The sequence below is a fragment of the Proteus vulgaris genome (assembly GCF_016239305.1).
In the GTDB taxonomy this organism is placed as follows: Bacteria; Pseudomonadota; Gammaproteobacteria; order Enterobacterales; family Enterobacteriaceae; genus Proteus; species Proteus vulgaris_C.
On the sequence record NZ_JAEHOQ010000020.1, the window covers coordinates 1 to 20836 of the forward strand.

Consider the following 20836-nt stretch of genomic DNA (forward strand, 5'->3'; position numbering starts at 1 on the left):
TAATTTTTAAATTATAGAAAGGTATTAAAATATGAAAGTATCGAGTACAAATAAACTTCCTACCATCGAAGAAATAAAATATCCCCAAATTTCAAATAGTACAGTTAATTTACTATCAATAAAAAATACTGCCTCAAAAATGGAAAGAAATCATCAAGAAATAGAAAATTTACGAAAAAAAATATTACCAGAAATCGAACTAAGCAAAAAGGTAGTCACTATTTTAGTTAACCATCTTATCGAGATCACAAACCAACAAATTAAAAACGAACATACAGAAGCTAATCTCTATTCAGAAAAACAAGTCAAAATCTTAGCCAACAAAAAAAACAGCATTGATAATAACTTTAAAAAATTAGAAGAAAAATACCAAAAAGCATTTGAATTTACCACACAATATACAGATGAAATTGTACCTAAAATAAATAAAATTTATGATGAAACAATAAATTTAAAAGAAAAAATTATTAAAAATGTTGATACTTATTTTAGCTCTGATAATAAAAACCTTCCAGATATACTTGAGAGTCAGAATTTATCAATAAACGAAATAAATAATTTATTAATGGCCGCCAAAAGTAACGATAAGTAGTCTTAATATACTTTATTATATTATTTCAATAAAGAAAGGCTAATAACCTTTCTTTATTTTTAATAATATTAAATAAGTTAAGTAACTACTCTACTATTTAATAGCTCAATTTAATTTATCCTCAATATGTTTTTTTACGGTAAAATCGTCTCAATGTAAATTACACCATTTTGCTTATCATACTGATAGAAAACCTACTTTTTTTGCAGTAATCTCATGTCATTCTTGTTGGCAAATTCGCCAGAAAATCACCCAATGGTATGAGCATAATGTTCTACAAATTTACCCCCATCATTCTCTTGATAATTTCCAACGTTTTTATGACATTCGCTTGGTATGGTCACCTAAAATATGGCAATAAACCTCTTATTATCGTCATTCTTTTAAGCTGGTTGATTGCATTTGTTGAGTATTGTTTTGCTGTGCCTGCAAATAGAATTGGTCATAATTACTACAGTGCTGCAGAATTAAAGACCATACAAGAAGTGATCACATTAACGATTTTTGCTATTTTTTCTGTCACTTATTTAGGCGAAAATTTCACATTAAATCACTTTATTGGTTTTCTTTTAATTGGTGCTGGCGCCTTATTTATTTTTAAAGGCCCCTTTTAAATACCCCATGAGCAAATAATATAGCTCATTTATTAATCTCATTTATCTATGCTTTTTTATGCCTTATCAAAAATGATAAGGCTTCTCTTTATTTAAACCTCAAATTTTGATTATTTTTAATACTATCTAGGATGTGCTTTTTACTGGTGTTAAATAACAAAATTACTTACCATTAAGTCGTATAGTCTATATATCTGATTTTTACAAAACAATAGTCTATTTTGAAAAAAATATATTCTATATATAGAAATATTTCTCTTGAAAATTTTTTTTCATTCGGCGCATAATGATTGCTCTAAGAGAAGCATCGTTTCTCTACCTTTTTTTTTGCTTCTCTTAAACGACGGCACCTTTAAAACGTGCTTTTTGTCATTTTAACGTCAGATAAAATGGTATCTGGTATGAGCAAACATTCTAATGATTTTATTTATATGCAGGATAATCCCTGTATGCATTGTGGCGCTTGTTGTGCCTATTTTAGAGTTTCGTTCTATTGGGCTGAAATGGTGAGTGGAGGAGGAGTTGTTCCTGATGAGTTAACAGAGCCACTCACTCCTTTCCTCTCGTGTATGAAAGGAACAAATTCTAAAAAACCACGCTGTGACAAACTCATCGGTAAAGTGGGTGAGTGTGTAAATTGTTCTATTTACGAACAACGCCCTTCTCCTTGTCGTGAATTCCAACAATCTTGGATAAATGGTGTTCCTAATGAAGCATGTGATCGTGCTAGAGCTGCTTATGGTCTACCACCATTAACACACACCACGCTGCCTCACTCTGCGTAAGACATCAGAGGGGTTAAGCCCCTCCTGATCATTTAACACTATTCAATACATTTATTTTTATAAAAATAAAATTACAGTACAAAAAATCATTATTAAATAATACGTTAGTTTGACTTTATTTTTAAATAACCTAATATATAAGGTAATGAATTAATAACGTGTCTTTTGTGAGGTTTTTTATTTAAAAATAGCAATAAACTTGGAGGGCATTATGATCAGTAGCTCTTTTTTTATCCTTTTCCTTTCTTTTATCTGTTCTACGGCTGTCGTTAGTATGTTACTCGGTGGCTTAGAGGAATAACTATGAATATTTCTGATGAAAATATTCTTTCCCAGAAATAATGCCCATACTTTATATAAAATCAGTATGGGCATTATTTTACTTATCGTTTAATTTTTAGATTTATTTTACTGGTATTATTTCTATTTTATTTTTTATAAAAGACTAAAGGTTTCAATTTTCTCTAATACCTATATTTATTTAGTAGGTAAAATGTCCTGTTATTTTCCATGAAAACAAAACATCTTCAGCAACCTGTCCAAAACCAATATTGTGCATGACAAGATGACGTTGATTATCCCAACTTTTCTTATTTACCACGATACCAATATGAGGCCGGCCATTGTCTAAACGCCAGCTAACAATATCACCCGGTACATAATCTTCTGCATTTTTGGTAATAGGCTTTACTTTGCCTTTTCGTGAGAAAAACACTTCTAAATTAGGCACTCTACGATGATCTATATTTGTATCTGGCTTATTCAATCCCCACATCCGCTTACTCGGGTAAGCTGAAAAATTTGCCTTAATATCTTCATGCAATAATTTTTGTAAATCGATATCAATTCCACGATAGCTACGAATAATAACGTCGCTACAAACCCCTTTATAAGCAGGGACATCACCATTTGGATAATCTATTTTACGATAATCTGAGTCGTAAATTACGGCTCTTGGTAAATCAGTAGCATATTCCACCAGCTTTTTATTTTGCTCTGCTGTTATTGCTTGAACACTTGAAAAAGGAATAGTCAATAAAAGCAAAAAGCTAGGTACCGTTATTTTCATTATATAATCTCCATGAAAAATTAAATCCATTATCTTTAAAAAAGGGATTGAATGATCTGTTTATACTGATAAAGCACAGTATAAAAATATAAGTAAAATCTTAATTTATTTTTGAATATAGCATAAAAAAACCGAGCTACTTTTTACAGTAAGCTCGGCTGATAAAAAATGAAAGAGAAAGAGATCATTGTTAGTTCAACACAATATGGCTTTTGCGCCGTAAACTGGCAAAAAGCATATAAATTCCAGTTACTAATAACACTACAAAGAAGAAATTCATGATGCCATTATTAGCTTGTGCCATAAACATTCCTGCACCTAAAGGCCCGATGGCAGAACCAATGCTATAACTCAATAACATCACTTGTGTAATCGCGACAATATAACTTGCATTAACATGATCACACGCCAAAGTAATAGCGATAGGATAAAGTGCAAAAGAAGACATTCCCAATAGCGCTAGTGCAATTATAAGCACCATATAATCATTAGAAAGATAAGTCAGCCCCATGGCAAACACACCCACTAAACACATCATCGCTAATAATAACGTTTTGCTGATCACCACGGACAACTTACTAATAATAGGCTGAACCACCATCCCACCTAAAATAATTGCAGCCATCAACACACCTATTTGGTCTGTTGTAAATTGCCCTTGATTTAATGCTAATGGCATCATGCCATAAATACTGCCCATTACCACGCCAGAGACCATACAGCCCACTAGAGCTGCTTTATTTAAACGGCGCATTTGTTTAAGTGATAAACTTTTATGATCATGCCCTTGGGGTTGCCCTTGTTTAAAGAACAGAGGCGGTAATACTGCAATTAATAACAAGACTAATACCGTCATAAACGGAATAGCACCCTGTGTACCGATTGCACCAATCGCCAACTGTCCTAATGTTGTGCCACCATACAGCGAGGTCATATAAAAGCCTAAACGTTTAGCACGCTCTTTAGGATTATCACCAATTAATAACCATGACTCGACCACAACAAAAATACCAGCAACCGCCATACCACCAATAAAACGGAAAACCATCCATGCTGACAAATAAGGCATTAAAGGTAATATACCAACAGTCACTGCCAGTAATAATAAAAATACGACGAAAGAAAGACGATGCCCTATTCTTGCAATAATAGGCTCTATCATCACTGAACCTATTAATAATCCGATAAAATAAATACTTGCTAACCAGCTAGCATAGAGTGTATCCATTCCAAAACTATCCATAGACAGTGGAATTAAACTCATTAAATAGCCAGACGCGATAGCAAATACCGTTAACCCAGCTACAGGTACTAATGTACTGTCGCCTTGGCGTACCAAAGTAGTGTTCTGTTTCACTACCCTCGTCTCCACAATCAAAACGGTTGATAATATGCTGTTTTCTCGATGCCTGATAAGGGCAATTTTTTTATCTAGGAAAGATAAAAAAACCAAGGTGAAAACAGTGGATGGCGTCCCTAAATTCAGGAGACGCGAATATAGCGCTTAAATTGTCATAAATAAAATTATAAAATCTAATGCCAGAAAACAATTTTATTTATATCAATCATGATTATCGTCTTTTCCTGCAAAAAATAAATAGCTTGATTAAGATATTTATTTTTATAAAAGATAAGTCTTTTTTATTAAAATTTTTACGAATAAATACGTACTCTATAAAATGCACAATAAGAAATACTCATAGCTATCCTATTGTTATCGAATAGGGTAGCTAAAAATAAAGAGGTTATGATGTTTATTTCATACTTTTTTCTAAAGCAATATTTATGGCATCAGGAATTGAACCACCATGGCCTTTACCTTTAAATAGATAAAATTCACACTGTTTTCCTTCATCCAGTAAATATTCACATAACTGGCGTTGCGTTAACCAACTACTGCGCTCTTGATAATTTTTTTGTTGCTCTTCACTTAATTTGCTTAAATCTGGTTTTTCTTCTTTTTCACCTAGCGTTATTGTAATGGAAATATTATTAGGAATAGCTCGCCATTGTTCTTTTTTTACCCACTCGCCATTTCCCCACCATAAAGAAGGGCTTGCTGCTATATAATGTTGAAACGTTTCTGGATGATTAAATAAAACATACAGCGTAAACACACCACCAAAAGAGTGACCAAAAAGAGATTGCTGGGTAACTGAGATATTCTCTTTTGCGAGTTGTTCAAACGCATAAGGCCTGACTTGCGTTAGGATAAAATGATAAAAATTTTCTGCATTTCCACCACGGCTAAATGCCTCACCTTTTACACTTGGCGTATAATCATGCGTCCTTTCTGTAATAAAATAGGCCTTATCTCCCACATAGCCCACGCTAATAATCGCAGGTAATGGGCTATTTTTTTGTTTTATGGCTTCATTGACCATCAATGGAAATTGCGCATTACCATCAACACCATAAATTAATGTGGTCTTTGTTGTATTTTTAGGTACAGCAAGAAAGAGGTGATATTGTTTGCCTTCATAAGCGACTTCTTTTTGTGTGATTTGATAATAAGATTGTGCTTGGGCTTCAATTTTAGGTACTTCTTGGTTAGGTCTGGCTTGAGCAACCGCAGATAACATAATCATTCCACATAACATTAGTATTCGCATAAATCAGATACTCTGTCAGTAATATAAAAAGTTGAACAGTTAAACTGAAAGTAATAGAAAGTGATAAAAAATAAACCCCATATTAAATACGGGGTTTATTTCAGTTTAGGCTTAATTAGAAGCTATATTTAATGTTCGCCCAATAACGACGACCTTCATCAACAACCCAGTTGCCACCTTTATCGTTTACAGCAGGGCCTGTTTCATCTGTAATATTTAATACCGCAAAGTTAAACAGGGTATTTTTATTAAAGTTGTAGGTCATTCCTAAATCAAAGGTTGTGTAGCCACTACGATAACGCGCGCCTGTGTAACCATTACGTTGAGCAGCCCAAATTTGTTTACCCGTATAAGCCGTATTGGCATAAAAACTGGTTGCTTCATCAAACTGCCAATCCACACGCGCATTGGCACTGTGTTTTGGTGTTAAATCTAATGGATAGCCTTTTAAAGACTCACCTGAGCCTAGTTTCTCATCATCGCTTTTACGCTCTGAATCAATATAAGTGTAGTTGGCATTGATATGCCAGCTTTCTGTAATTGGGAAACCAACAGCAGTTTCAATCCCTTTAATATTGGCTTTACCGACATTATCGTATTGGTACAATTTTAAACCGGTAATTGGATCTATTTCACCTGAGTCGTAGTTCGTTAACTTATCTTTAAAATCAGTATTAAAGAAAGTCACACTCGCAGTTACACCATCCCCATTATCATAGCCAATACCAATTTCTTGGCTAACGGATGTTTCAGGTTTTAAATCACGATTACCGTACATAATTGCACGGCCTTTTTCTGTTGAAGTGCCATATTCAGGACTGATTTCACGTAAGCTTGGTGCTTTAAAGGCTTTCGCTACACCCCCTTTTAAGGTGAATTCATCAGTTAAATGATAAACAGCATAGGCTCTTGGGCTCCAGTGATTACCATAATATTCGTGATCATCAAGACGCACACCACCTGTTAGCGCGAGATTGTCTGTTACGCTATATTCATCTTCAAGGAATAACGCTTTTTGATCCGCCGTAATAGTGGATTGTTTAATACCTGAGCCAGTAGATGATTCATCTTTTAAACGTGAATATTGATATTGACCACCAAAGGTCATCACGTTATCAGGTAAGAACGCAGTAAATTTCGCATCAAAAACAGTATTGGTAATTTCAGGACGACGATCTTCATAATACTTCTCGCGCTCCTTCGTCGTTTTATCAATTGTTTCTGTTTTGGTGATACGCTTTGTCTGCTCTTGATACACACTTAATTCTGAATGCAGAATATCAAACTGATTTTTATAGGTTAATGCCCAGTGATTACGGTCATTATTGGTTTCTAACATTTTGTTTTCATCCGCTTTGCCACCGCGGATAGTAAATTCACTCATGGATTTACCCGGAGTCGTTGTACGCTGTAACGTATTGCGACCCGCTTCTAATAAAATGGTTTGATTATCAGTTGGTGTGAATGCCAATTTTGCCGTAATGTTTTTATTGTCATTACGCCCTTGACCATAAGTGATTTTATCTTCGGCACGTAAGTAGCTACTGCCGTAAAGTTGTAAACCTAATTTATCTTCAATTAAGGGTCCTGAAAGATAAAAATCACCATTAATGGAATCGCCGGCGTCACGGTTATGTTGCAATGTACCGCCAAGCGCAACAGAGCCATGCCACTCTTTTGTTACTGGTTTAGTGATGATGTTGATAACACCACCCATTGCATCAGAGCCATACAGTGATGACATTGGTCCACGGATAACTTCGATACGTTCGATCGCATCTGCCGGTGGAATAAAGCCACCTTCATAACCACCACTGCCATTCGGGCGCGACTCACGACTATTTTGACGGCGACCATCAACTAAAATAAGTGTGTATTCACCTGGTAAACCACGCATCGTAATTTCTTGCTTGTTGGCATTACCGTTAATGCTAACACCTTCAACACCTTTTACGGCATCAGCTAAATCATGAACTGGCTTCTTGGCAAGTTGTTCTTTGCTAATCACGGTAATACTTGCTGGTGCATCTGTAATTTGTTGAGCAAACCCTGATGCTGATACAACGAGTTTTTCTTCTTTATTTTCTTGTGCATACAACGGGTAAGAGGCAGATAAAATACAGGCAGTTAAAATACCCATTTTAAAGTTCATAGCGGTTCCCTGAATTTATAACAGTTATAGTAATGAGAATGATTAATATTATCTTAATCAAATATTCATGAGAATGATTTTCTTTTCATATTTAGTATTTTTTTTTAATCTGTATCAAAGTAAATCAGCACCATTTTCGCTAGGCCACTTTGTAAACAATTTCAGTCATAAAAAAAGCAGAAGGTATTACCCCTCTGCTTTCTTCTTTTGTAGGATATTTTTAGATTTAACAGATCAACAAATCATCACGCTGTTATTACCAGAACATAGCATAAAGCACACATAATATGACCATGATGGCATAGGAAGCGATATTAAATCCGCTTTGTGTTTTAAAGGTTTTATCTGTTAATGTAATCGCCCCTACGCTGTCATCGGTTTTCGTTGAAGTTAAGCTCACTAAACCAATCACAACAGTGGTAAACATAAAGGTGTACATCATTTGATCAAGGAATGGCATACCTAAAGGCATTAATTTTAGGAATAAAGCAAACGGTATAGATAAGACTACACCAATAATTGCACCTTTTGCGTTTGTTTTCTTCCAGAATAAGCCTAATAGGAATACAGCTAAAATACCTGGGCTTACTAAGCCAGTATATTCTTGAATATATTGGAATGCCTGATCGATGCCACCCAATAATGGTGCGATAAAACAAGCGATAATCAGGGCAACAACCGCACTTATACGTCCCACATTCACTAAACGTGTTTCTGAAGCTTTAGGCCCAACATATTCTTTATAAATATCCATCGTGAATATAGTCGCGATAGAGTTAAGCATTGATGCTAAAGACGAAACAATAGCAGCCGCAAGCGCTGCAAAAACAACACCTTTTGCACCTACTGGCAAGAACTGTGTTAACCAAGGATAAGCTTTGTCAGCTTGTGCCAGCGTTGGAATATGCTGTGGAGCCATTGTACCTAACCCTGCCATTAAGTCTGGATTAGTGGTAATAACAAATGCAGCAATTCCTGGAACAACCACAAGAACAGGAACAATTAATTTTAAGAATGCAGCAAACACTAGCCCTTTTTGTGCTTCATTTATAGATTTAGCCGCTAAAGCACGCTGAATAATGTATTGGTTAAAGCCCCAATAATAAAGGTTAGCAACCCATAAACCACCAATTAGCACAGCGATACCTGGTAAGTTCATAAACTGCGGATTATCTTTTTCTAAGATCATTTTAAAGTGATCTGGCGCGGCTTGTGTCATTTTACTTAAGCCTTCCATGATCCCGCCATCACCACCGATATAGCTGACAGCCAATACTGTGGTAAATAACCCACCGAGAATAAGGAAGAATACTTGCACCACATCTGTCCACGCAACGGCAGAAAGTCCGCCATAAAGTGAATAGACAACGGCAAATAACGCCAAACCAATAATGGCATACATCATTGGTACACCTAAAATGGTTTCCAGTGCCAATGAGCCTAAATAAAGTACAGATGTTAAGTTAACAAAGATAAATAATGCGAGCCAAAATACCGCAAGGATCGTTTTTAGGTTACGGCTTTTAAATCGGCTCTCAACAAATTCAGGAATGGTATAAATACCTTTTTCGATAAATACAGGTAAAAAGTACTTTGCCACAATAATCAGTGTCAGTGCGGCCATCCATTCATAAGAGGCAATAGCAAGACCAATGGAGAAACCAGAACCTGACATACCAATAAATTGTTCTGCTGAAATATTAGCGGCAATAAGCGAAGAACCAATTGCCCACCAAGGAAGGGTTTTACCTGCTAAGAAATAGTCCTTTGTTCCTTTTTTCTCACCATCCTTTGGACGAGAAACCCATAATCCTAGACTAATAATGATGACGACATAGAGGGCAAAAATTGCATAGTCTATTGTGCTTAATCCAACACCTTCTGTATGCATAATATTTTCCTTTCAGACCCATAGAGAGAATAGACTTTTAATGTAAACGTTTTCACAGTCTTTTTCCGTTACTCCCTTCACAATTTTGTCGCTTATGTTAAGTAAATGCATCTAAAAATAAAAAACAAACGATTACTATGACGAGTAAAGCTAAATTCACACTCAAAATGCTCTTTTAAAATTAACCCAAGAAGAAAACATCCTAAATAAAAATTAAAAAAAAGCATTAAAATGATAACGATTACACAAATTAAGTAAGAATGGCCTTTAAGGTGATGATGATCCCCATTAAGAGGATCGACAATATTATAAAAATAAGCGGTGTGGTTAAGCTAGGTGACTAAGATTAAAAACAGAATTACGTTGAACTAAAGTAGGCGAAAAAATACGTTGTTTTTGTTCAAGAACTTCACCTTTAGACAGCCTGATCGCCAACGTAGCGGCCTGTTCTGCCATCATTTGTACTGGATAACGTACGGTTGTTAAACGAGGATGGATATAGCGAGCAATTAATACGTCATCAAAACCAATGACAGAGATTTTTTCAGGTACAGGGATCTCATTTTCATCAAGAACAGACAAAGCACCCGCAGCCATGAAATCGTTATAAGTTACTACGGCTGTAAAATCGATTGATTTCGTTAATAGGTGCATCATTGCTTTTTCACCGCCTTCTCCTTCAGGCTCACCATACTCAATATAACTTTCGGGTAATATGATGTTATTGGCTTCAAGTGCAGCCTTATAACCCGCAAGGCGTTGAGTGGTATCCTCAATATGATGCGTGGAAGAAATATAAGCAATCTTGGTATGCCCTTGGCGAATAAGATGCTCTGTTGCCATCCATGCCCCTTTGTAATTATCTAAAGCGACACAGCGTTCCGCAATATCAGGAATAAAGCGGTTAATCAGTACCATACTTTTGACTTCATGAGCATAAGCAAGCAATTCTTCATCAGAGAGTGCTTTTGAGTGGATCACCAAACCATCGCAACGACTATTAATTAACAACTCTATAGATTGACGTTCGTCTTGTGCATCATGATAGCCATTACATACTAAAATATGTTTTCCAGCCTGCCTTGCCACATTATCAACAGCTTTCACCAATGTGCCAAAAAAAGGATCAGAAACATCATGGACTAAGACACCTAAGGTTTGTGTACTTTGACTGACCAATGCTCGAGCTGCTGCATTAGGTCGATAACCTAATTTTTGCATTGCCACGTTAACTGTTTCTATTGATGTTTTACTTGCTTTCGGCGAGTTATTAATGACTCGTGACACCGTAGCAACAGAAACCCCCGCTTCTTTTGCTACATCTTTGATAGTCGCCATATCCACCTCATGAGTCACCTTTATTCATAATCAAAAAATAACGGGTTGTTAATCTAAGAACAAAGAAAAAAGGGAGTAATAAAATTTAAGTGGCTTGATTATCAGCGATGAAGTGAAATTTAAAAAGTAAAAAGATCAAATAAATAGTAAAAAGGAAAGCGTTTACACTTTCCTTTTATTGTTAGGAGTAAAACTTATAGATAGTTTGGCTATTCCATGGCGTATTAGCAGGTAAAACACCTTGGTTTTCATGCCATTCTGGATGATTAGGCCCATCAGGAAAGTATTGTGTTTCTAAAGCTAACCCAGAATAATTACCATAACGACGACTTTTTCCTTTTGTACCAGCTAAAAAGTTACCTGTATAAAATTGAACAGAAGGCAGAGTAGTAAAAACATCCATTTTGAGCTCGCCTTCAGGTGCAATGACCGTTGCAATAGGTGCTTTATCGTCGATAGCCTGTTTATCTAAAATAAATGCATGATCATAACCACTCGCCGCTTTTTGGCACTCATCAACCATAAAATCAAGACCAATGCGCTTTAACTTACGAAAATCAAACCCTGTTCCTACGACGTTCACAAACTCTCCGGTAGGAATATTACCTTCACCATTTTTCAAATAATGAGAGGCACAAATTTTTAAATCGTGCTCAAGCGCTGTGCGTTCAGTGTGTTCACCTGCAAGGTTAAAATAGGCATGGTTAGTTAAACTGACTGGCGTGGTTTTATCGCTCATTGCCTGATAATCGATACAAACCTCATTATTATCGGTGAGTGTATAAGTCACACTAGCCTTGAGTGTACCGGGAAAACCTTGGTCGCCATCATTTGAGATCAATGAAAAGGTCACTGATTGAGATGCTTGTGCCGTGATCCCCCAGCGACGATGACTAAAGTTTTGTTTACCACCATGTAAAGTGTTTTTACCTTCATTAGCACTGATTTGATATTCTTGCCCTTCTAATACGAATTTTGCACCAGCAATACGATTGGCAAAACGGCCTACTGTGGCCCCTAAATAGGCCGTTTGCTGTTTATGAGCATTCATATCTGCAGAGCCTAACAGCACATCTCGACGGTATCCATTAACAGGCACAATACAAGTTAACCAAGTCGCACCAATATCCATTAAAGAAATCGACATGCCAAAACGATTTTTAAGCACGACCACTTGTGCGGGATTTCCGTCTGATGCGGGTTGTGCTGTCATTTGTTCTGGCTCTAGAAATCGGATTTCATTAGTCGCCATTATTTTGCCTCCGAATAGCCCGCCCCTTGGCTTGCAGAGCAGACATAAATAGTTTCTTTCAATCCTGTTAAGGCTTCATATTGTGCTTTAACAGAGTCAATAACTTTATCAACTAAATCAGGTGTCACTAATGCTACGACACAACCGCCAAATCCACCACCAGTCATTCTTACACCACCACGATCACCAAGGACTGATTTCACTATATCAACTAACGAATCAACCTCTTTGACGGTAATTTCAAAATCATCACGCATTGAATGATGTGATTGCATCATAAGTTGGCTTAATGTGATTAAATCACCATGACGCAAGGCCTCAGCCGCCTTCAGTGTGCGATTATTTTCGGTTATCACATGACGCGCTCGACGATAAACCACCTCATCCATTACTATTTTTTTAGCCGATAGATCCTCTAATGTGGCATCTCTTAATGCAGTGACATTTAAAATTCTTGCAGCTTCTTCACATTGCTGACGACGAGTATTGTATTCGCTATCAACTAATCCACGTTTTTTATTAGAATTGATTATCATCACAACCATATTTTCAGGCATTGTCACTGCGAATGTCTCTAAAGAACGGCAATCAATTAATAAGGCATGATTTTCTTCACCACAAGCAGAAATCAGTTGATCCATAATGCCACAGTTACAGCCAACAAATTGGTTTTCAGCTTTTTGACCATTTAACGCAATCTCTTTTTGGCTAATAGGCAATTGATAGAGAGCTTTAATTGTTTGGCCAATAGCCACTTCTAAGGCAGCTGAAGAACTTAATCCAGCACCTTGGGGGACATTACCTGATATTGCGATATCCATACCATGAAAAGAATAATTATCTTTTTGTAGAAAATGGATAACACCCCGAACGTAATTTGCCCACATTTTATTAGGTAAAAATTCAATGATGTTATCAAGACTAAATTCATCAACCTCATTTTGGTAATCCACCGCAATCACACGAATAGTATTATCTTCTCGTTTTGCTGCTGAAACGACCATTTGATAATTAATAGCACAAGGTAAAACAAAACCATCATTATAATCAGTGTGTTCACCAATAAGATTTACTCTTCCTGGCGCTTGAATAAAATGTGTAGGCGCATAACCAAAAATAGATGCAAATGAACGAGTCACATTATTAATAAGTGCCTGCATAATAAATCCTTAGCTTAAAATTAAGTAATAAAATCCCACCACATCATTATGTAAATAATGAGATGTCTGGTTTAATTTATTTGGTGCGCAAAAAATAGATTAACTAAAATACCTTGCCATATTGAAGGTCATTAACATTGCTCTTTATAATGAATGTCACTTAATTGACGTAAATTATTTGCTGCTTGTTCTGGTGTTAGATCTCTTTGCGATTCCGCTAACATTTCATACCCCACCATAAATTTACGCACGGTGGCTGAACGTAATAATGGCGGATAATAAAGTGCATGTAATTGCCAATGATCGGTATTTCTGTTGTCTTTAAAAGATGGCGCAAAATGCCACCCCATTGAGTAAGGGAAAGAGCAATGAAATAAATTATCATAACGACTGGTTAATTTTTTCATTGCAATAGCCAAATCATCGCGTTGAGCACTATTTAACTCACTCATTCGACGAATATGCGCTTTAGGTAATAACATTGTTTCATAAGGCCAAGCAGCCCAATAAGGTACTATTGCCAGCCAATGTTCAGTTTCAACAACGGTTCGGCTTGCGTCTTTACATTCAGCATCAATATAATCAATTAATAAATTACGCCCGTATTTTTCAAAGTACGCTTTTAAATGTGTATCTTTTCTCGCTAATTCATTAGGTAAGAAATCACTCGCCCAAATTTGTCCATGAGGATGAGGTTGGGAACATCCCATTGTTTCACCTTTATTCTCGAACACTTGAACCCAAAGGTATTCTTTACTGAGCTCTTCTATTTGGTTATCCCAAGTATCGACAATTTTACGTAAGCTACTTAAAGACAATTCAGGTATTGTTTTTCCATGATCCGGCGAAAAACAGATAACGCGACTAATTCCTCTTACTGCTTGAGTTTGAAATAAAGGATTTAATGAAGGATCAACATCATATTCATCTTGTAATAACGCGGAGTGATCGTTATTAAAGACATATGTTCCAGTGTAATCTGGGTTTTGATCACCAGAAACACGTGTATTATTTGGGCACAAATAACAATGTGGATCATAAGAGGGAAGAGTCGCAATCTGAGGTTTTTCACCTTTACCATTCCAAGGTCGTTTCGCTCTATGAGGTGAAACCAAAATCCACTGATCAGTTAGTGGGTTGTAACGACGATGAGGATGTTCAACAGGATCAAAAATCAGCTTTGACATAATCTTCTCTCTTATTTATTCAAGATTATCTGAATACTGTAAACCTTATTTCAGATAACCATTTGGGTTTTGTGACTGCCAACGCCAAGCATCAGCGGCCATATCATCAATTGAACGAATGGCTTTCCAGTGCAAATCTTTCTCTGCTTTTGCGGGGCTTGACCAACATTCAGCGATATCGCCAGGGCGGCGAGCTTGTAGTTGATAAGGGATCGGTTTACCGCTAGCTTTACGAAATGCTTCAATCATTTCAATCACGCTCGTGCCGTTACCCGTTCCTAAATTATAAATATGTAGACCCGCTTTTTTGCCTAATGCATTTAACGCAGCGATGTGGCCATCCGCCAGATCCATAACATGAATGTAATCACGAACCCCTGTACCGTCTTTTGTTGGGTAGTCATTACCAAACACAGCAACGTGTTCACGACGACCTATAGCGACTTGAGAAATATATGGCGTTAAATTGTTTGGAATACCTTTAGGATCTTCTCCCATCGTGCCTGATGGATGAGCACCAACAGGATTAAAGTAGCGCAGTAAACTGATAGACCAGCTTTCATCAGCAACATATAAATCAGATAAAATACGCTCAACCATATATTTACTGGTGCCATAAGGATTAGTTGTGCCACCAACAGGTGAGTCTTCATTAATAGGTACAGATTGAGGATCACCATAAACCGTCGCTGACGAGCTAAAAATAATACTTTTAACACCCGCATCTCGCATGCAACGCACTAACACCAATGTGCCATTAACATTGTTGTCATAATATTCAATCGGCTTTTGAACAGATTCACCTACTGCTTTCAATCCGGCAAAATGAATAACAGATTGAATAGTATGTTTAGCAAAAATTGATGCTAATAATTGATCATCACGAATGTCACCGTTGTAGAACTGTGGGCGTTTACCGGTTAATGCTTCAACGCGGTTAAGCACTTCTTCATTCGCATTGCTAAGGTTATCTAAAATAATCGGGGTCATACCAGCTTCAATCATTTGAACGCAAGTATGACTACCGATATATCCCATGCCACCTGTCACTAATATTTCCACATTCACCTCTTTTGATTCAATTCAACGGAAAAGAGCGAGACGGTTTCTGTTCACTGACACAGAGTTTAACAAGATCAACAAAATGATTTCGTGATCAAACCGACATTTAGTGTAAACGTTTACACTCTTTTTCACATACACTTATTTTTTATAAAAACTAGTTTAGAATTGTATTACAGTAAGTTAATAAAACATGCAATACATCCTGCTTTGTTACCACTAAAAACAATATTCATCCAAAGGAAACGATTACACTCAAATTAATCAGTTAATTGCATGATAAAACTGACATTCAATACGTTTTATCATACCTTATTAACTTCCCCGCTAATATGTTTAAGCGGAGTAAGAACATTCTCAATAAAATGCTTTAATGAAAATAGCTGTAAAAACAATAATATCTCAATTTAATTAATGCTTTATTGCATAGATACTCTAAATAATTCAAGTCATAGCTAGGCGGCAAGTAAATGAGTCGCTAGGAGCATACAATAGTATGTGACTAGTGCGAATGAACGTAGCCAACAACGCTGTGGCTTGAAGTATGACGAGTATCGAAGTATGTGACTAATGCAGAATGAACGTAGCCAACAACGCCGTGGCTTGAAGTATGACGAGTATCGAAGTATGTGACTAATGCAGAATGAACGTAGCCAACAACGCTGTGGCTTGAAGTATGACGAGTATCGAATGGAGAACATTATGAAACCGATTGTCTTGCTCTACCAAGATCTTCCCGAAATACTGTACAAAAAACTGTCTAATTTTGCTGATATCAAACAATTTAAAACACTCTCTTTAGACTCTAATGATTTTTGTTCAGCACTTGCCAATGCTTCTGGATTACTAGGCGCTGGTGGCAATATTGATAAAAATTTTATAGACCACGCTCCTCATTTAAAAGCTGTTTCAACAGTTTCGGTTGGCTATGATAATGTTGATGTTAATGCACTAACCAAGCGCAATATAAAGCTAATGCACACGCCAACCGTATTAACAGATACCGTCGCTGACACCATGATGGCATTAGTGCTTGCTGTCTCAAGACGTATCCCAGAACTCGCAGATAATATTAAACAAGGCTTATGGGTTAAAGGTATCACACCGGATTGGTATGGTACTGATGTTCATCATAAAACTATGGGAATTCTTGGTATGGGCCGAATTGGAAAAGCACTAGCACAGCGTGCCCACTTTGGTTTTAATATGAATATTCTTTATCACTCACGGACAGAATATACTGATGTAAATGACCGTTTTGATGCTAAGTATTGTGATTTAGATACGCTACTACAGCAATCTGATTTTGTGTGTATCACCTTACCATTAACACCAGAAACACATCATTTAATAAGCCAAAATCAGTTTTCAATGATGAAGCCCGACGCTTATTTAATTAATGCAGGTAGAGGGGCTGTCGTTGATGAAAAAGCATTAATTAATGCGCTAGAACAAAAGGAAATTGCAGGTGCTGGGCTTGATGTTTTTGAAACAGAGCCACTGCCGCTGTCATCACCTTTATTGAGCATGAAAAATGTGGTTGCCGTTCCACATATTGGGTCTGCGACAAAAGAAACTCGCTACGCAATGGCTGAATGTGCGGTAGATAATCTGATTGCGGCACTGAGTGATAACGTAAAAGAAAACTGCGTTAATTTCTAAAGTAGCAAACAGATCTTTTTGAAGTACAAAAAAGGTAATGCAAATCTACCATTACCTTTTTTATTGTATTTTTAATTTAAGCGGGATCTACGTGTGCCATCACACTTAATATCTGCTTATTTTGCAAAACATTATTACGAGCACTGACGACGATCGCATGACTTTCACTAACAGTGAGATCCCCTTTTATTTCAAGATGTACATCTACTAATAAATAATCACCTGAACGACGGGTTTTTAAATCATGCACACCTTGCACACCTGGAGTTGTAATCAGCTTCTGTTTAATTTCTTCCAATGTTTCTTCATCTGCCCCTCTATCCATTAAATCTTGCAAGGCTTGATAAGTAAAACGCCACCCCATACGTCCAACAAATAAACCAACTATTAACGCTGCAAGAGGGTCAAAGAATTTAAATCCAGCAAGACTACCAAGAATACCAATAGCAACAACCAGTGAAGAGGCAGCATCCGAGCGCGCATGCCAAGCATTCGCGACTAGCATATTAGAGTCCACTTTTTTAGCGACGCCAAGCATGTAACGAAAGAGCCCTTCTTTGGCTGCTAATGCTAATAAAGCAACATACAATGCAACGCGATGGACTTCAGGAATAGTTGAGGGATCTAAAACTTTATGGATTGCAGAAACCACCATACCTAAGCCAACAATTAATAAAATAGTTCCAAGGATAAGTGAAGCTGCGTTTTCATAACGCAAATGACCATAAGGGTGATCTGCATCAGGTTGTTTCTGACTACCTTTATTGGCAATTAGAACAACAAAATCAGCAATAAGATCAGAAAGCGAGTGAATACCATCCGCAATTAAGCCTTGAGAGTGCGAGAAAAACCCTACGGTAATTTGCCAAACGGATAAGAAAATATTAACAAAGACGCTCACTAGCGTGCTTTTTTTAGCTGCTTTAAATTTTTCAGACTGCGTATTACTAGCCCGATCCAACTCAATATCATCAATGTGATTATGTGTCATAATAATAATCTTATTTGGTTTTAAATAGCCTACTCTATTTATAATAGCTAAATAGAGTTCCATAGGTTATTTCAGGTTCCATAACTCATTGGTGAGGATAAAGGACGACTCTGAATAACAATCCAGTTTAGGGACTAAGATTGCTGTCCAGACATCATATTGAGATGTCATTACCTATTAATATGCCATATTTAATTCTTTATGTCTCTTATTTTTACCAATAAAATCTTATAGATACAGAACAATAATATAATTGATAATCATTCTTTTATGCATTTTCTCTTTGATAATGAGGTAAAGAGTTTTTATTTTTAATGCGATATTATTAATTGCTTTTTTGTCAGTAAGTTAAGGGGTATAACTTATTTTAATTATATTTTTGATATTATTTTAGCCCGTATTTACTTTCTTATGACTTATAATGTAAAGCAGTAAATAATCATTCTCACTCTTATTTAAAACACAGATCACAGCTATTTTTCACTATTATGTAATAATAGTAAATATTTTAAACTAACGCTAAGTGAGGTTTGTAATGTATAAGAAAATCCTAGTTCCTATTGATATTTTAGAAGATGAACTTTCTCAGGAACTGATCGCTCACATTGAACAAATTGCAAAGGTGGGTAAACCTGAGATCCACTTCCTCACCGTTATCCCTAACGCCGAACTTTTCTTCGGTATCGAATTTGCGGCTATTCCTGAAAAATTCAAAGATTCGTCAGAACGTACTCGTCTTGCTTTTGTCGCACTACAAGAAATGATCAAAGATGCTAAAATTCCTGATGAGCAAATTATATGTAATGTGGGTGTTGGTAATGCAAAAGATGAAATTTTAGAATATGCCCGCCACATTGATGCCGATTTAATTGCAATTGCTTCGCATCGACCTAATGTTTCATCCTACTTATTAGGTTCAACAGCATCATCAATTGTACGTCATGCAAAAATGTCAGTTTTAGTTATCCGTTAATCTTTAGTTTCAATAATAACAAAGCCCTTTATTTCAACAATAAAGGGCTTTTTAGTTAACTATGACCGTCCTAAATAAGGTTGACCGTTATTTTTTAACTGAATCTTGGACTGTATCAGCGGCAGACCAAATTCGGTATTTTACATCAACGTCTTTCGGTGCATAAATAACAATAGGTAATTTGCTGTTATAACGAATGAAGGCATCAGAGCCCATATTTGCCTGAACAAAAGCATCTTTTTTCGTATTATCCGCACAACCCATCATGGTAGACATTGGACCATTTAAATCACCTACAACATAATAGCTATAGCCCCAACCTTCTAAATTCTTTTCATCTAGATCAGCACCAAACCACTGATGATTACAATCTACTTTTAGCTCTTTACCAACGATTAACTCAACTTGGTAATTGCCTTCATTATCTTTTTGTTCTAACTCGATAACATGACGAACTTGATTTTCTTGAGCTTTAGGATAAGGCGCAACTTTATCTAAACTGTCGGTAGCTTGTGCACACGCAGATAAAGACATTGCTGCTACTAAAGATAATATTACTTTGTTCATCACTTTCTCCATTTTTACAGCGAACATTTCGCTGTTAACAAAATTAGTCAGATGTTTTTATTGCTCGTTATCTGAATACTAATATTTTTAGTGCTTGAATGCTAACATCTTAGTAAATACCACTATGAGAGGATAATTCTGAATGTTTTAAAAAGAAAAATCATGTTTTTTTATGAAATGTAAATTTGTGATACGTCACCATGCAGATATCCAATCTATGATTATACTGAAATAGAGACCCAATTTCTTTTCATAGGAGGTTATATGTTCTCAAATCAACAATCCCTTGTTTCTCAACTAAGAAACAGTGATCCTCGCTTTCAGGCGCTCTACGATAAACATCATCGACTCAATCAAGAAATTGCAAAATTAGAAGGCCCTAATGGAGCAGGCTATAATGATGAAGTGGTCAAACTAAAAAAAGAAAAACTTCATCTCAAAGATGAAATGCAAAAAATACTTCAACGAAGCGAAAAATAACGATCTTTTTAAAGCGATGATAGATGTCATCGCTTTTTATGATTAAAAACAAAGATACCACCCCATAAAGATGCATAATTAATGTATCTTTTGTTTTTTAGGGGTTCAACATGTCATCGATCCACGGCCATGAAGTTTTACAAATGATCCTTTCTTCAGACACTGCATTTACCAAAATGTCACTTATTGATGCTATTCATCAGCAATTTGGCAATGACTCTCGATTTCATACTTGTTCAGCTGAAAATATGACAGCGACTGAATTAGTTGATTTCTTAGAAAAAAAAGGGAAATTTATTCCTGCTGAAGGTGGTTTTACGACAAATGAAAATAAAATTTGTCGCCATTGATAAATATACAGTTTAAAACTCGATTGCCAGTGATTTCCTTTTCTAGTTAATAGACTTTTAAGTTTAAAAAATAAAAGACCATTATTTCTGGCAATCGTA

At 36.1% G+C, this 20836-nt stretch carries 19 protein-coding genes; 7 read left to right on the forward strand and 12 right to left on the reverse strand.

Annotation, left to right across the window (positions count from 1 at the left end):
- The first annotated feature begins 31 nt into the window (after positions 1-31).
- From JEP40_RS14085 to JEP40_RS14095, 3 genes are all read left to right on the forward strand, one after another.
- Entirely contained in the window at positions 32-592 is a 561-nt protein-coding gene (locus tag JEP40_RS14085; protein ID WP_198624035.1) for a hypothetical protein, read from the forward strand.
- Between the two features lie 269 nt (positions 593-861).
- On the forward strand, positions 862-1206 hold the full coding sequence (locus JEP40_RS14090) for a DMT family protein (protein ID WP_072069197.1): 345 nt from the start codon (positions 862-864) through the stop codon (positions 1204-1206).
- A 401-nt stretch (positions 1207-1607) separates the two neighbouring features.
- A complete protein-coding gene (locus tag JEP40_RS14095; RefSeq protein ID WP_198624036.1) occupies positions 1608-1991 on the forward strand; it encodes a YkgJ family cysteine cluster protein in 384 nt (127 codons plus the stop codon).
- A gap of 481 nt (positions 1992-2472) precedes the next feature.
- Here the strand turns inward: JEP40_RS14095 and JEP40_RS14100 are convergent, their stop codons facing one another.
- The 10 genes from JEP40_RS14100 to galE form a co-directional block, all read right to left on the reverse strand.
- The gene (locus JEP40_RS14100) at positions 2473-3090 is read right to left on the reverse strand and encodes a DUF1287 domain-containing protein (protein ID WP_198624037.1); all 618 of its coding nucleotides are present in this window, start codon (positions 3088-3090) and stop codon (positions 2473-2475) included.
- Between the two features lie 160 nt (positions 3091-3250).
- On the reverse strand, positions 3251-4417 hold the full coding sequence (locus JEP40_RS14105) for an MFS transporter (RefSeq protein ID WP_198624038.1): 1167 nt from the start codon (positions 4415-4417) through the stop codon (positions 3251-3253).
- A 397-nt stretch (positions 4418-4814) separates the two neighbouring features.
- Positions 4815-5672, reverse strand: a complete 858-nt coding sequence (locus tag JEP40_RS14110; RefSeq protein WP_232799301.1) for an alpha/beta hydrolase — start codon at positions 5670-5672, stop codon at positions 4815-4817.
- Between the two features lie 115 nt (positions 5673-5787).
- Positions 5788-7824: an IreA family TonB-dependent siderophore receptor gene (locus tag JEP40_RS14115; protein ID WP_198624039.1), complete on the reverse strand. Its 2037-nt coding sequence runs from the start codon at positions 7822-7824 to the stop codon at positions 5788-5790.
- Positions 7825-8080: 256 nt separating this feature from the next.
- Positions 8081-9715, reverse strand: coding sequence for a sodium/sugar symporter (locus JEP40_RS14120; RefSeq protein ID WP_198624040.1), 1635 nt, complete (start codon positions 9713-9715; stop codon positions 8081-8083).
- A 327-nt stretch (positions 9716-10042) separates the two neighbouring features.
- On the reverse strand, positions 10043-11053 hold the full coding sequence (locus tag JEP40_RS14125) for a substrate-binding domain-containing protein (RefSeq protein WP_198624041.1): 1011 nt from the start codon (positions 11051-11053) through the stop codon (positions 10043-10045).
- 181 nt (positions 11054-11234) lie between these two features.
- Positions 11235-12305: a galactose-1-epimerase gene (galM, locus tag JEP40_RS14130; RefSeq protein WP_198624042.1), complete on the reverse strand. Its 1071-nt coding sequence runs from the start codon at positions 12303-12305 to the stop codon at positions 11235-11237.
- On the reverse strand, positions 12305-13465 hold the full coding sequence (galK, locus tag JEP40_RS14135) for a galactokinase (RefSeq protein ID WP_198624043.1): 1161 nt from the start codon (positions 13463-13465) through the stop codon (positions 12305-12307). The genes galM and galK overlap by 1 nt, the downstream gene beginning before the upstream one ends.
- A 131-nt stretch (positions 13466-13596) precedes the next feature.
- Positions 13597-14652 (reverse strand): UDP-glucose--hexose-1-phosphate uridylyltransferase, encoded by a 1056-nt coding sequence (locus JEP40_RS14140; protein ID WP_198624044.1) that lies wholly within the window; start codon positions 14650-14652, stop codon positions 13597-13599.
- A gap of 45 nt (positions 14653-14697) precedes the next feature.
- Entirely contained in the window at positions 14698-15714 is a 1017-nt protein-coding gene (gene galE / locus JEP40_RS14145; RefSeq protein WP_198624045.1) for a UDP-glucose 4-epimerase GalE, read from the reverse strand.
- Positions 15715-16416: 702 nt separating this feature from the next.
- Here galE and ghrB point away from each other — a divergent pair.
- Positions 16417-17376, forward strand: coding sequence for a glyoxylate/hydroxypyruvate reductase GhrB (gene ghrB, locus JEP40_RS14150; RefSeq protein WP_198624099.1), 960 nt, complete (start codon positions 16417-16419; stop codon positions 17374-17376).
- 76 nt (positions 17377-17452) lie between these two features.
- Here the strand turns inward: ghrB and JEP40_RS14155 are convergent, their stop codons facing one another.
- Positions 17453-18367, reverse strand: coding sequence for a cation diffusion facilitator family transporter (locus tag JEP40_RS14155; RefSeq protein WP_198624046.1), 915 nt, complete (start codon positions 18365-18367; stop codon positions 17453-17455).
- Positions 18368-18902: 535 nt separating this feature from the next.
- Between JEP40_RS14155 and JEP40_RS14160 the strand changes: the two genes are divergently transcribed.
- Positions 18903-19340 (forward strand): universal stress protein, encoded by a 438-nt coding sequence (locus tag JEP40_RS14160; protein WP_023581562.1) that lies wholly within the window; start codon positions 18903-18905, stop codon positions 19338-19340.
- Between the two features lie 87 nt (positions 19341-19427).
- Here JEP40_RS14160 and eco read toward each other — a convergent pair whose 3' ends face one another.
- Positions 19428-19919: a serine protease inhibitor ecotin gene (gene eco, locus JEP40_RS14165; RefSeq protein WP_269814768.1), complete on the reverse strand. Its 492-nt coding sequence runs from the start codon at positions 19917-19919 to the stop codon at positions 19428-19430.
- Positions 19920-20171: 252 nt separating this feature from the next.
- On the opposite strand from eco, the gene JEP40_RS14170 reads away from it, so the two are divergent.
- Together JEP40_RS14170 and JEP40_RS14175 are read left to right on the forward strand one after the other, a co-directional pair.
- On the forward strand, positions 20172-20387 hold the full coding sequence (locus JEP40_RS14170; RefSeq protein ID WP_198624048.1) for a DUF465 domain-containing protein: 216 nt from the start codon (positions 20172-20174) through the stop codon (positions 20385-20387).
- Positions 20388-20497: 110 nt separating this feature from the next.
- Positions 20498-20737 carry a YecH family metal-binding protein gene (locus tag JEP40_RS14175; RefSeq protein ID WP_198624049.1) on the forward strand — a complete coding sequence of 80 codons (240 nt, stop codon included), beginning with the start codon at positions 20498-20500 and terminating at the stop codon, positions 20735-20737.
- Positions 20738-20836: the final 99 nt, after the last annotated feature.

Excerpts from the sequence above, each read along its gene's own strand:
- eco (WP_269814768.1), bottom strand. The coding sequence starts at position 19,919 with ATGGAGAAAGTGATGAACAAAGTAATATTATCTTTAGTAGCAGCAATG.
- JEP40_RS14120 (WP_198624040.1), bottom strand. The coding sequence starts at position 9,715 with ATGCATACAGAAGGTGTTGGATTAAGCACAATAGACTATGCAATTTTT.
- JEP40_RS14160 (WP_023581562.1), top strand. The coding sequence starts at position 18,903 with ATGTATAAGAAAATCCTAGTTCCTATTGATATTTTAGAAGATGAACTT.
- JEP40_RS14155 (WP_198624046.1), bottom strand. The coding sequence starts at position 18,367 with ATGACACATAATCACATTGATGATATTGAGTTGGATCGGGCTAGTAAT.
- JEP40_RS14085 (WP_198624035.1), top strand. The coding sequence starts at position 32 with ATGAAAGTATCGAGTACAAATAAACTTCCTACCATCGAAGAAATAAAA.
- galK (WP_198624043.1), bottom strand. The coding sequence starts at position 13,465 with ATGCAGGCACTTATTAATAATGTGACTCGTTCATTTGCATCTATTTTT.
- JEP40_RS14100 (WP_198624037.1), bottom strand. The coding sequence starts at position 3,090 with ATGGATTTAATTTTTCATGGAGATTATATAATGAAAATAACGGTACCT.
- galM (WP_198624042.1), bottom strand. The coding sequence starts at position 12,305 with ATGGCGACTAATGAAATCCGATTTCTAGAGCCAGAACAAATGACAGCA.
- ghrB (WP_198624099.1), top strand. The coding sequence starts at position 16,417 with ATGAAACCGATTGTCTTGCTCTACCAAGATCTTCCCGAAATACTGTAC.
- JEP40_RS14125 (WP_198624041.1), bottom strand. The coding sequence starts at position 11,053 with ATGGCGACTATCAAAGATGTAGCAAAAGAAGCGGGGGTTTCTGTTGCT.
- JEP40_RS14090 (WP_072069197.1), top strand. The coding sequence starts at position 862 with ATGTTCTACAAATTTACCCCCATCATTCTCTTGATAATTTCCAACGTT.
- JEP40_RS14110 (WP_232799301.1), bottom strand. The coding sequence starts at position 5,672 with ATGCGAATACTAATGTTATGTGGAATGATTATGTTATCTGCGGTTGCT.
- JEP40_RS14115 (WP_198624039.1), bottom strand. The coding sequence starts at position 7,824 with ATGAACTTTAAAATGGGTATTTTAACTGCCTGTATTTTATCTGCCTCT.
- JEP40_RS14170 (WP_198624048.1), top strand. The coding sequence starts at position 20,172 with ATGTTCTCAAATCAACAATCCCTTGTTTCTCAACTAAGAAACAGTGAT.
- JEP40_RS14175 (WP_198624049.1), top strand. The coding sequence starts at position 20,498 with ATGTCATCGATCCACGGCCATGAAGTTTTACAAATGATCCTTTCTTCA.
- JEP40_RS14140 (WP_198624044.1), bottom strand. The coding sequence starts at position 14,652 with ATGTCAAAGCTGATTTTTGATCCTGTTGAACATCCTCATCGTCGTTAC.
- JEP40_RS14095 (WP_198624036.1), top strand. The coding sequence starts at position 1,608 with ATGAGCAAACATTCTAATGATTTTATTTATATGCAGGATAATCCCTGT.